The sequence below is a fragment of the Streptomyces sp. Ncost-T10-10d genome (genome assembly GCF_900091955.1).
Classification (GTDB): domain Bacteria; phylum Actinomycetota; class Actinomycetes; order Streptomycetales; family Streptomycetaceae; genus Streptomyces.
On record NZ_FMDF01000202.1, the window covers coordinates 33,458 to 45,265 of the forward strand.

The following is an 11,808-nucleotide window of genomic DNA, read 5'->3' on the forward strand; positions in this document are numbered from 1 at the left end:
GCGCTCCGGCCGTGCCTGTGCCGTGCCGGGGCACGGCGGGGCCGGAGGAATGCCTCAATCCTTCGTGAACGGGGGCGTCATCGTCGTCGTCCGCCTGCATGGAGTCGTACGTACTGCCGCTGCCGTACGCGGCGGGTGCGCCGTACCTCGTGAACAGGACGGCGCCGGCGCATCGGGTCATCCCCTGGGTCCATCACCCTCCGCCGGGCACCCGGCCGTCGTCCGTGGCCTCCGTGGCCGCGCCGCGCACTGTTCCCGTCCGCCGCCGTCGGCCGGGGCCTGCTGGCCTCGCAGGCCGTCGCGGCCATGCCCTTCGACACCCCGCGCCCCCTCAGCGCCCGTCGCCCGGCTGCGGCGGGTCCAGTCACCCCACCGACAGTGTTGGTCAGGGGTTCGCCGATGTGTCTGCCCGTGGCAAGGTCCCAGACCTGCACCGTCCCGTCGCCGCTACCACTGACCACGCGGGATCGGCCCTCCACCACTGCGGTCGCTGCGGTATAAACGCTGCGGGTATGGCCGACGACAGGATTGCTGACCCGCTCACGCGCGGTGAAGTCCCACAGCCGTACTGTCCCGTCGCCGTCGCGGGTGACGGCCAGGGGGCCGTCGTCGGCCGCCACGGCCGCTACCTGCTTTGCCCGCCGTAACGGTGGGAGCGTCATCCAGCCTGAGCCGACCGGCCACACCTGACTGATGCTTTTACCGGCGGAGCCTTCCACTGGGACGACTGCTTGCTGTCGTCACCGGTGTGTCTTCTCTGCCTGTCCGGGAGGGACGGCGGTCCTTGCCATCGAACGCCGCCAGGGAGCGTGCCCCAGGCAGAAGCGCTTGTTCCAGAGGGCGTAGGAGTGTGTCCTCCAGGCCTCCCAGCGCTTCGGCGCTTGGCCTCCCTCCACCTCGGCCGGCCTCTACAGTTGTAGTGGCAGTGGTACTCTACTTCTGTAGAGGAATTGGGCGTGTGAATAGGAAGCGACTGTGACGGAGAGCTCGACACGACGGAAACAGCTGGCCGACGCGGCGATTGAGACGCTGGCCGCGGAAGGTATGCGGGGGCTGACCCACCGGGCCGTCGACCAGCGGGCGGGGCTGGCGGAAGGTTCCTGCTCCTACTACTTCAGGACCCGGCAGGCGCTGCTGCAGGCGGCCGTGGAACGGCTCGCCGAGGCGGACATCGCAGATGCCGCCGCGCTGCCGACAACAGGCACCACTTCAGCAGTGAAGCTCGCCGATCTAGCAGTGGCCTACCTGGAGCACTGGGGGACCCAGGGACGCGTGCGCACGCTCGCGCGCCACGAACTCGCCCTGGAGGCTACGCGCAGGCCCGAACTGCGGGCGGTACTGAAGACTGCGGCCGGGCACGTGCGACGGCCGGTCGTCGACCTGCTTGCTGCGGCCGGTGTCCCCGAGCCGGAGCAGCGCGCGAAAGCACTCATTGCTTCCCTCGACGGTCTGCTCTTCGAGTATCTGGCCGGCCCGGACGGACTCGACCTCGACCCGGCCGAACTCCGCACCACGCTGCTGAGCCTGCTGCACACCTTCATCGACTGACCTTCGCACTGCCGTCTACGGGGCGGAATCTGCCGCAAGACGGCTCCAGAATCTGGCAAGAACCCAAGAGGAAAACACCTTATGGACCACGTACTCATCGCCGGAGCAGGCATCGGCGGACTCACCCTCGCGGCGGGACTCGCCAACCGCGGCATCCCGGCCGTCGTCCTGGAGCAGGCCGAACAGCTCGCCCCTGTCGGGGCCGGCCTGACTGTGCAGCCCAACGCACTGATCGCGCTGCGCCGCCTGGGCCTGGCCGAGCCTTTCGAAGCCGCCGGCGCGCGGCTCTCCACGGCCGCCGTCTACGATGCCCGCGGCCGCGTGCTGCTGCAGCCCAGCCCCGCCCAGGCCAGCGCCCTGCTGGCGGAGATCGGTGCCCCCACCCTGGGCCTGCACCGCGCCACCATCCACGAGGCGCTGGTCGACCAACTCGGCACCAGCGAACTGCGGCTCGCCTCGACCGTTACTGCCGTTGACCCCAACCGGGCCGCCGTCACCCTCGCCAACGGACAGGAAGTACGCGGCTCCGTGCTGGTCGGCGCGGACGGCCTGCGCTCCACCGTCCGAACCGCATTGCTGGGCGCCCAGGCGCCCACCTACAGCGGCTACTACTGCTGGCGCGGCGTCACCGACGCCAACCCTCTGCCGAGCGACTGGATCGGAGAGATGTGGGGAGCGGGCCGTCGTTTCGGCGGATGCGTCATCGACGGTGGTCGCCTGTATTGGTTCCTGTGCGCCAACGGCCCCGCCGACGGCACGGACGGCGACACCCGTGCCGCGCTCACCCGGGCCACGGCCGAGTTCCCCGATTACGTCCGCCAGGCCGTCAAGGACACCCCCCTCAGCGCCATCCGCCGCGACGACATCCGCGACCGACCGCCGGTCACGCAGTGGGGCCGGGGCCGCACCACCCTCCTCGGCGACGCCGCCCACCCCATGACCCCCAACCTGGGCCAGGGCGCGTGCCAGGCCATCGAGGACGCTCTCGCCCTCACCGACCTGATCACCGAGCACGGCCCCACCCCCGACGCCCTGCGTCGCTACGAACGCTTCCGCAAGCCCAGGGCCAACGCCGTCGTCAAGGCCGCCCACCAGCTCGGGCGCATCGCTCACTGGAGCACCCCCACACGCACCCGGGTACGCAACACCCTTGTCCGCCTGACCCCGGCCTCCGTCCTGGTACGCCAGCTACGCGCCGCCTGGCAGCTGCCCGAGACCACGAGCTGACCCCCAGGCACCCCTCCACCCGCGCCGATTCACCGGAAGCGAGCACAAGATGCACAACACCGACACCGGCCGTATCCCCCTCTCGGTCCTCGGCCTGGGCCTGATGGGCCAGGCCCTCGCCGCGGCCTTCCTGGGCCACGGCCACCCCACCACCGTGTGGAACCGCACCCACACCAAGGCCGAACCCCTCACCGCGCAGGGCGCCCAGCACGCCTGGACCGTCCGTGACGCCGTCACGGCCAGCCCGCTCGTGGTCATTTGTGTCTCCGACTACAACAACGTGCGTGACATCCTCGAACCCGTGAGCCGGGACCTGGCCGGCCGCACCCTGGTCAACCTGACCTCGGGCACCTCACAAGAGGTACGCGAGACGGCCAAGTGGGCGGTACACCAAGGCGCCTCCTACCTCGACGGCGCGATCATGGCCGTACCCCCAGCCATCGGCACCGCGAACGCCACCATCCTCTACGGCGGCCCAACCACCGCATTCAGCCAGCATCAACAGGCACTCAGCAGCCTCGGCGACCCCGTGTACGTCGGCGCAGACCATGGCCTGCCGTCCCTGTTCGACGCGGCCGCACTCAGTTTGGTGTGGAGCACTCTCAACGGCTTCCTGCACGGCGCCGCCCTGCTCGGCAAGGCAGGAATCCCCGCGACCGCATTCGCCCGCATGGCCAAGACCGGCATCGAAACCGTAGCCGACTGGCTGCCCGGCTATGCACAGCAGATCGACGACGGCACCTACCCGGCCACCGAATCCACCGTCAACACGAACCTGACCGGAATGAAACACCTCCTCCACGAAAGCCACGCCGCCGACGTCAACGCCGAACTACCCGAACTCCTCACGACCCTGGCCGAACGGGCAGTAGCCAAGGGACACGGCAGCAACAGCTACGCAGCGATCATCGAACAGCTCCGCCACCCCACGCCGTAACCGACAGCCACCAGCTGCTCCTGACCGGTGGTGATGCGTCGATCGCTTGAGCGCGCCTTCGTTTGCCGGCCGGGCCATGGACCTCCGTCCAGGCGTGCCGAAGCCCGCGCGAGCGCGGCGGCCGGTCCGTCGCCGCCTTTTTACCGTTGCTCGTGGCGTGGAGGCCCGAATACCGGGCTGAGATCACACACTTCAGATGGGCCGTCAAGCAACGGCCATGTGATGGTCCGCGGTACTCGCTGACCAGCCGGACGGCGTAGCGGTCGCCGCGACGCACTTCCTGCGGATTACCACCGGGACTGCATCGATGGTTGTGACCGGAAGGTCTTGGTTTTGAGCCTCGCTCATGGGGCCGCCGCGCCGACGTCGACGAATGGCTGTGACGCGGGTTCGTTTCAGCCTCGAGCCACCACGTGAGCGCGACAGGCACGCGGACGTCCGCGTGCTGTGTGGGATCAGGCCAGAGGCCACGAACCCAAGCAGCGGCACGGGGATCGATGTGCTTGCGGCCGAGCTCCGTGACGGTCGGCATGAGGCTCGCGCGGACCCCGGAAGTCTGCTCCGTGGCCAGGCGGGCACGGAGGGCTTCTGCGATGCGGTGGGTCTCGCCCGACGCAGCGGCCAAGGCGTAGCAGGCGGCGGTATGGACTTCGGGGCTCGAGTTGTTGAGAAGTGGAAGGAGCAGGCCGACGTCACCGGTGACGGCGTTGCGTGACGCCTCGATGGTCCTGCCCGGCGGCGAGGAGAGCCGGGGGCATTGTCAGTGGGGCCGTCTACTGTGCCAGCCATGTCTGATGATCTGCGGAGCGGTGGCCTGCGGAGTGAACCTACGACTGCGGACGAGTGGTCGCCGGGTGCAGGGCTGCCGATTGTGCCGTTGGAGCCCGGGATCTGGAGAGGGGCGGCCATGAACGAGGCCACCAACTCCCCATTCACCCACCATTCCGCCAACGGACTCGACACCAGAACCAAAGAGAAGCCTTTCACCGGGGACTTCGAGACCCACCTGACGGTGCGTCTGTGCGGGCGGGAAGAAGCGTCGTTGCTTCGCTTCGCGGAGTGCAACGGGTTGAAGTACTCCCGAATTGTCCTGGATCGGGGGAGGACGCCGGACCAACCGATGCTCACCGTCTCCGGCCGTGGGACTCTGGCCCTACAAAAAGCTGTTGCCGGAAGGCACGTGGAACAACTGCGTGGTGAGGGCGTCGAGGTCACACGCGTGAAAATCGAGGCCGCGCCATGGAACAAGGACGTGCCGCAGACAACCTGGGAGGCTGCGCAGCTCCCGCCACAATGCTACTTCGAGCACCATGTGAAGCTGGCGCTGACCGATGTCGATCAGGTGGCAGAGGTGCGGGCGCTGTGCGAGCCCCACGCGGCGCACGTCTCCCGCAATGCCCGCCGCCGACTCAGCGGGGGCCACCACGAGCGCTTTGTCACGCAGCGCTGCCGACTGGTCGGCCGTCCTGCTGCTCGCGCGCGACTGGACGCCCTGCTGGCATCCCTCGCCAACGCGGGGTTCGCGGTTGCGGAGGTCGAGGAGGAGTTCGTGGTGCACGATGACAACCTCGTTATGGACGCAGGCTGGATAGTCGTGGACGGGAGCGGTGCCGTATGACGAAGAGCGATCAAAACCGTCCAACTCCCCCGGCATCGAAGGAGGCGATCGAGGGCTGGGAACCTCCGCTGGAGGAGTTCGACCGTCGGTCGCGCGCCGGGGAGCCGGAGTTCGCGGACCTGGCACAGGCCGTGCACTGGCGGGCCGCGCGCCGGGCGGCAATTGGTCACGTGCTCGCTCTGATCGCCGGATCCTGGTGGAGCGACAGTCTGGTGCTGCGGGGCAGTCTGCCGCTACAGGCATGGGCCGGTGAGCGGGCCCGGGAGCCGGCTGATCTCGACTGGGTGGTTGTTCAAGACGTGTTCAATGGGGGGTGGCAGTATGGAAACCTCATTGACCTGACCCGCACCTGGCCCGCTGTGGTGGACGCGCTGGAGCCCGCAGACAATGGGCACGGCATTCATGGGACCTGGGATGTGAGGCGCCCGTTGGCGGACCTGGACCGGCTGCTGGAGGCCGCCTCAGTGGACGAGGAAGCCGAATCCCTGTACATGGACCTGCTTGACCAGATCAGGCAACAACCCGAGGCACCGGGCCGCGTGATGCTCGACGTCGATCAGGCATACGTGGAGTGGAGCGACGGAGGATGGTTCTACCACGGGCCGGGGGTGCGGTTGGAAGTGCCCTGGCGGGCACCCGGGTTGCCGCCCGGCCGGATACGCGTGGACTTCGCCACCGACGAAATGTTCTCCGAACCGCCGGAAATGGCGGCCTTGCCGGTCGGCGGCGGCAAACCACCCGTCGTGGTCCAGACGGCAAGCCGGGAACTGTCGCTTGCCTGGAAGATCCTCTGGCTGCAAGTTGAGTCCGAGGAGGACAATGGTGGCCAGGGCAAGGACCTCTACGATGCCGTCCTCCTGGCCGAGGACCGCCGTACCAGCCTGTCCAGGAGCCTCCTTGAAGACGTCCTGTCCGGCGGTTACGGCCACACCGACGCGAATGGGTTTGACCCGGACCTGGTACACCAATGGCCCATGGCATGGGGGAAGTTCCAAACCGAGTACCCCTGGGTGCAGGGGAGCGCGGCGGAATGGTTATCGCGATTGTCCGCGGCACTCACTTCGATGTTCGCAACGGCGGTACCCACAATGGCCGATCTTGAGGTCGGCGACTCGGTGACCATCAGCAGTGGCCCCTTCGCTACTCTCCAGGCGACTGTCAACGAGGTCAGTCCCCACTCGAAAAGGGCCAGAGTTCTGGTCCATGTGTTCCACCGGGAGACCACGGTCGACCTCTCCTTCGACCAGGTGCAGAAGAACTGAAGAGCAGGTGGGTGAGCGGGGGCCGAGTATGCCCGCGCGGGAGCCGCTGAAGTTCAACACACCCAGGGACCCGGCACAGCTGGAGCGGAACGTGAAGCTGCGGGAAGCCGAGTCCGGAGAGGCCGACACGGGCCGGGAGTCGCTCAGATTGGCGGGTGAACGTTCTCAGCGCGCTGCAGGCGGCGTATCCGGAGTTCGCGCGGGCGCGCGGATCCGTCACCCTCACCTCTCGGAGTCCGCGTTCCACCCGGCGGGCGGCGGTGTGCTCTACGGCGCCGCCAAATGAGTGTTGCGCGGCACCGTCGCCCATCTGGCGGTGGATTTGGCCCCCCGCGGTGCGGGTGAACGGCGTTGCCTGCCTCTGTCTCACCGACCGGTGGAGGTGCGGATCACCACGGGCATCGTGATCAACATCGGGGAGAGGCAGCTGTGACAGGCCGCCCCTACCCGGACGGGCGTCCCGAGGTCCAGATCAGCTGGACGAGCTCGGCCCGATTGCTCACGTCGGTCTTTGCGAACACCCGCTTGAGGTGCTGCTTGACCGTGTTCTCGCTGATGAATGCCCGCGCCGCGATCTGTTTGGTGGTCAGGCCCTCGCTGACCAGTTGCGCGATCTCCTGCTCGCGCTGCGTCAACACCTCCCAGATGGGCAGCCGCTGCGCGGCGGTCTCCTCCGCGCATGGGAACACGACCGTGACTGCGGTGTCGCCGCGTGAGGACGGCCGGTAGGTCTTCACGATCGCTCTGCGACTGCCGTCGTGGACGCTACGGGTGAAGACGCACCTGCCGCTGTCCCGGAGCGCCGCGAGACCCTCGCCGATGCAGGCCACGATGGACCCGGGACGCAGCACGCCGTCCGGAACGACCTCGAAGTCCCAGTCCCGCCGGGCGATCCGGTTCTGGAACAGCAACTGTCCGTCGAGGTCAGTGACCACCACCGCCTGCGCCATCCGGTCCAGTGCGTGCTCCAGCGCCGTCGCCCTGCGCACCGTCGCCTCATAGCGGAGCGCACGCTCGGTGGCGAGTCCCAGCTCCTCGCCGACGATCCGCGCGGAGGCGAGATCCTGCTCGCCGAACACAGCGAGCGACCACGGCCGGCGCGCGAAGCTGATCGTTCCGTACATCACTCCGGACGCGATCAACGGCGCCTCCATCGAGTGGGCGAGCCCTTCCGTCCGGAGCGCCTGCCGCGCGCCGCAGGCTTCCCAGGCCTCGGGGACGACCACCCGCGAGGAGTCGATCGGACTCCGGCGCTTGGCGACGAACCTGAGCACAGGGTCGTCGGGCCGCCCGTATTCCTCGTACTGGTTGAGCATCTCACCGCCGACGGTGGCGCGTACGTCCACGACCGTCCCCGCGGGGATGTCGAGCAGGTAGAGGCCAAGGCCGTCCGCCTGACACTGTGTTCCTGTTCGCTCCCTGGCCGTCAACCGCGTTGCGCTGCACTGGACTTTCGCCTCCGGCGTCGGTGTCCGACCACACGGTCATTTCCTCGCCGAATCCGCTGCCTGGCGGGCCCTGGACGGCCTGGTCGCCGTCATCGTGATCACGCTCGGGACCACGCTCCTGGCCCGATCCTGAGACAACCGGTTCGAACAGCCATGGAAGCTGCTGAGAAAGTGCGGCTCTAGTCGAAAGATGTAGCAACGATTGGATCCCGTGACCAGGAGCGAGAGCACCAGTACCCCGTCCGTCACCGCCCCCCAGACCGACGGCCAGCCGCCCAGGCGCGGCTGGCGGCGCTGGGCGATGGACACCCGCCCCCTGGGCCATCCCGCCTACCGGCGGCTGTGGTCGTCGACCATCGTCACCACTGTCGGCAGCCAACTCACCGCCGTGGCCGTACCCAAGCAGATCTACGACATCACGCACTCCTCGGCCTGGGTCGGCTACGCCAGCCTCGCTGGTCTGCTGCCATTGATCGTGTTCGCGCTGTGGGGCGGGGCAGTCGCGGACACCGTGGACCGCCGCAAGCTGCTGTTGGTCACCAACATCGGCATCGCCGTGACCTCGCTGCTGTTCTGGGCTCAGGCAGTCACCGGACTTCACTCCGTCGTCGCCCTGATGGTGCTGCTCGGCGTACAGCAGGCGTTCTTCGGCCTCAACTCACCGGCCCGCAGCGCCTCCATCGCCCGGCTGGTGTCGGCCGAGGAACTGCCCGCCGCCAACGCCCTCGGCTCAACGGTCAACCAGGCCGGCCTGGTGGCGGGCCCACTGCTGGCCGGCGCGCTGATCCCGATAATCGGCCTGCCCGAGCTGTATCTGATCGACGCAATAGCCCTGTGCGTCACCGTGTGGGCCGTCTTCCAGCTTCCCGCGCTGCCGCCACTGGGCATGCAGTCCACCCACCGGGCCGGAATACGGGAGGTCGCAGCCGGATTCCGCTACATCTCCGGGCACAAGGTGCTGCTGCTGTCCTTCCTCGTCGACATCATCGCGATGGTCGCCGGTATGCCCCGCGCCCTGTTCCCACAGCTGGCCAACCAGACGTACGCCACCTACGGCGAGGGGCTGGCGCTCGGTGTGCTGTTCGCAGGTATCCCGGTCGGCACGGTGGTCGGCGGTCTGCTTTCCGGCACGTTCTCGCGGGTACGCTGGCACGGCTGGATGGTGATCGGATCTGTCGTCGGCTGGGGCGTGGCCATCACCGGGGCCGGGCTGAGCCGCAACCTGTGGGTGACCGTGGCCTTCCTCGCCGCCGCCGGGGTCGCGGACATGGTCTCCATGGTGTTCCGCGAGGCGATCCTGCTCTCCGCCGCGACCGACGAGATGCGCGGCCGTATGCAGGGCGTGTTCACGGTGGTGGTCGCAGGCGGTCCGCGCCTCGCCGACGTGCTGCACGGCACCACAGGCTCCGCATTCGGCCCCCAGGCCGCCGTCGCGGGCGGAGGAGCGCTGGTCGTAGTGATGATGCTGGCTCTGGCTGTGGCAGCCCCGGCCCTGCGCCGCTACCGCATTTGAACACTTACGGCGGGGACTCCGGCAGAACGCGTACTGGTCCATCAGCTTGCCCCGTGTCGTCTCTGTGCGGTGGGCGCCGATCTCGGCATGACCCGTCGGCTCACCGGCACGACCGCCCCCAACTGGCGCGATCCACAGGCGGTGCCCGCATGAACATCCAGCCACTGCTCGACGCGCTCGACATCCAAGAAGAAGCCGCCCGCGCCCTGGCCGACGACCTCCGCACCCGGGCAATCTGCCTAGATCAAATGCCCTCTCAGGTCGACGGAGGGTCGGCTGTCGCCCGCGCCGTTCCAGTCCACGGCGAACCCGGCGGCGCGGAACGCCCGGACGACGAGTTCACCGGCGTGTTCCGTCTTTCGGGTGCTGCCGTCCGGGGCGCCCCAGAACGCCAGGGAAAGGTGTCCCGTCTCCCGGGCGCGTTCGGCGTCCTGGCGCGTGTAGTAGCAGAAGCCCACGAGGTCGTCCGTGCCGTGGTCCCGTTCCCTTGCGGCCTCGGAGCAGTCGTCGAAACCGTCGGACTGGGTGGTGCCCGCGTCGGCGAGCGCGACGAACCCGGCCGCGTCCAGCCCGTGCAGCACCTCACCGATCTGTTTCCTCGCCGCGCGCCATTGCGTCCGCGACAACTTCCGCTCCACCAGGGACGGCTCCTCGGCCGGTGCCGACGGCTCGACTCCGGCGGCGGCCGCGAGGAGCGCGGCGACCTCCGGAACCCAGGCGTTCACGGTGACATGGTTGCCGTGGCTGTCGGTGACGTCGGGATCCGCCCCGCGGGCGATCAGCAGCTCGACGGCTTCGGGCGACCGCGAGAACTCGGCGGCGAGGTAGAGGGCGGTGCGCCCGTCACCGCCCGGATGCTCGACGGGTGCTCCGGCGTCCAGCAGCGCGGCGAGGACGGCGGCCGCGCGGGCCGGGTCCGCCTCCGCTCCCATCGCGGCCCGGTGCAGGAGGCTCCACCCGTACTCGTCGACCGCGGCGGCGTCGAATCCGGCGTCCAGGGCGGCCCGTACCGCGGCGAGGTCACCGTCGCGTGCGGCTTCGAAGGCGTCCATCGGCGGCATCCCTACAACACCCGCCCCGTCACGGCCCGTACTCCCTGATCAGCGCCTCCACCCCGGCCCAGGAAGGCCGAGCAGCGCTCGTACTCCTCCTGCTCGCCGATCGCCTGGGCGGCCCGCGCCAGGGCATGCAGGGCGCGCAGGAAGCCGCGGTTCGGCTCGTGCTCGAACGGTACGGGGCCGTGGCCCTTCCAGCCGGCCCTGCGCAGCGCGTCGAGGCCGCGGTGGTAGCCGGTGCGGGCGTAGGCGTACGACTCGATGACGCGGCCGCCCTCGAACGCCTCGTCGGCGAGCTGTGCCCAGGCCAGGGAGGAGGTCGGGTACTTCGCGGCGACGTCGGCGGGGGCCGTGCCGTTCGCGAGCAGCTCGCGCGGCTCCGGGTCGTCGGGCAGGTGGGTCGGGGGAGGACCCCCGAGCAGGTTCTCGTGGATCGACATGGGTTCAAGTGTGCCTGGTACATGCGTGCCGGGGCAGCCGGGCGCCGGGCGTACGGTCAGCTGGTGCCCGGGTTCTCCGGTTCCTCGTGCGCGGGTTCCAGCGGCGGGGCGGTGATGCCGCAGCGCACCGTGCACTCGGGCCGGGCCTGTTCCTTCTCGTCGGCCGCGACCAGCGGTCTGCGTACCGTCGCCCAGGCGATCGCCGCCCCCAGGAGCGCGGCCTCGTGGATGCGGCTGCCGCCCTGTGCTTCCAGGTCGCGCAGCAGCGACGTGCGCAGCGCAAGCCCGGCGAGAGCGTCCTCGGCGGTGCCCCACTCGGCGTCGTAGGCGAAGTCGACGGGCAGCGCGAGGCGGTCGCTGTGCTCCTGGAGCTTGCTCATCTGCCACGACAGCGGCACGGGCCCGCCCGCCTCGGTACGGACGTCGGCGGGGGTGCTGACGGCGAGCGCGGCCCAGCGCTCGTACTCAGGCGTACTCACAGAAGGCTTCTCGGGTTTGGCCGGGCCGGAGCGGCGCGGCGTCCGATGAACACCCTAGTTCGCCTCGCGCTTCCACGAAGCGGGCTGTTCACGCCGTAACGGCGCTGGTGGTCGGCGACGAACTGGAAGCGGCTGCGCACCAGTTGGTCTCGCCCGCGAAATACTTCGCGGCCCTGCGCAGGATTTCCCGCTCCTGCCGCAGCTCGGTGTTCTACGCCCGATGACGAAGAGTCGCTGGATTTCGTTGCAGGTGAGCGGTATGAGCGCGTGGGGTGCGGGGT

Annotated in this window: 10 protein-coding genes and 2 pseudogenes; 7 read left to right on the forward strand and 5 right to left on the reverse strand. The window is 69.1% G+C overall.

Annotation, left to right across the window (positions count from 1 at the left end):
• Positions 1-77: 77 nt before the first annotated feature.
• The gene (locus GA0115254_RS47985) at positions 78-662 is read right to left on the reverse strand and encodes a WD40 repeat domain-containing protein (protein WP_370740994.1); all 585 of its coding nucleotides are present in this window, start codon (positions 660-662) and stop codon (positions 78-80) included.
• 313 nt (positions 663-975) lie between these two features.
• Here GA0115254_RS47985 and GA0115254_RS34815 point away from each other — a divergent pair, with 313 nt between their 5' ends.
• From GA0115254_RS34815 to GA0115254_RS46860, 6 genes and pseudogenes are all read left to right on the forward strand, one after another.
• Complete coding sequence (locus tag GA0115254_RS34815; RefSeq protein WP_256102934.1) at positions 976-1,548, forward strand: TetR/AcrR family transcriptional regulator; 573 nt, start codon at positions 976-978, stop codon at positions 1,546-1,548.
• 81 nt (positions 1,549-1,629) lie between these two features.
• On the forward strand, positions 1,630-2,775 hold the full coding sequence (locus tag GA0115254_RS34820; RefSeq protein ID WP_093899247.1) for an FAD-dependent monooxygenase: 1,146 nt from the start codon (positions 1,630-1,632) through the stop codon (positions 2,773-2,775).
• 49 nt (positions 2,776-2,824) lie between these two features.
• Entirely contained in the window at positions 2,825-3,712 is an 888-nt protein-coding gene (locus tag GA0115254_RS34825; RefSeq protein WP_093899248.1) for an NAD(P)-dependent oxidoreductase, read from the forward strand.
• A 907-nt stretch (positions 3,713-4,619) separates the two neighbouring features.
• Positions 4,620-5,330: a hypothetical protein gene (locus GA0115254_RS34830; RefSeq protein WP_256102935.1), complete on the forward strand. Its 711-nt coding sequence runs from the start codon at positions 4,620-4,622 to the stop codon at positions 5,328-5,330.
• A pseudogene (locus GA0115254_RS34835) lies at positions 5,327-6,226 on the forward strand (nucleotidyl transferase AbiEii/AbiGii toxin family protein); the annotation flags it as partial. The gene GA0115254_RS34830 and the pseudogene GA0115254_RS34835, both read left to right, overlap by 4 nt.
• Positions 6,227-6,424: 198 nt before the next feature.
• Positions 6,425-6,592 (forward strand): annotated as a pseudogene (locus tag GA0115254_RS46860) (transcription termination/antitermination protein NusG); the annotation flags it as partial.
• A gap of 443 nt (positions 6,593-7,035) precedes the next feature.
• Here the strand turns inward: GA0115254_RS46860 and GA0115254_RS46865 are convergent.
• Positions 7,036-7,938 carry a helix-turn-helix transcriptional regulator gene (locus GA0115254_RS46865; protein ID WP_256102936.1) on the reverse strand — a complete coding sequence of 301 codons (903 nt, stop codon included), beginning with the start codon at positions 7,936-7,938 and terminating at the stop codon, positions 7,036-7,038.
• Between the two features lie 313 nt (positions 7,939-8,251).
• Here GA0115254_RS46865 and GA0115254_RS34850 point away from each other — a divergent pair, with 313 nt between their 5' ends.
• Positions 8,252-9,553, forward strand: coding sequence for an MFS transporter (locus GA0115254_RS34850; RefSeq protein WP_256102937.1), 1,302 nt, complete (start codon positions 8,252-8,254; stop codon positions 9,551-9,553).
• A gap of 239 nt (positions 9,554-9,792) precedes the next feature.
• Here GA0115254_RS34850 and GA0115254_RS34855 read toward each other — a convergent pair whose 3' ends face one another.
• From GA0115254_RS34855 to GA0115254_RS34865, 3 genes are read right to left on the reverse strand one after another with little or no spacing between them, the layout of a single operon-like run.
• Positions 9,793-10,605, reverse strand: coding sequence for an ankyrin repeat domain-containing protein (locus GA0115254_RS34855; RefSeq protein WP_218105605.1), 813 nt, complete (start codon positions 10,603-10,605; stop codon positions 9,793-9,795).
• A gap of 11 nt (positions 10,606-10,616) precedes the next feature.
• Positions 10,617-11,048: a DUF3151 domain-containing protein gene (locus GA0115254_RS34860; RefSeq protein ID WP_093899252.1), complete on the reverse strand. Its 432-nt coding sequence runs from the start codon at positions 11,046-11,048 to the stop codon at positions 10,617-10,619.
• A 56-nt stretch (positions 11,049-11,104) separates the two neighbouring features.
• On the reverse strand, positions 11,105-11,527 hold the full coding sequence (locus GA0115254_RS34865; RefSeq protein ID WP_093899253.1) for a hypothetical protein: 423 nt from the start codon (positions 11,525-11,527) through the stop codon (positions 11,105-11,107).
• Positions 11,528-11,808: the final 281 nt, after the last annotated feature.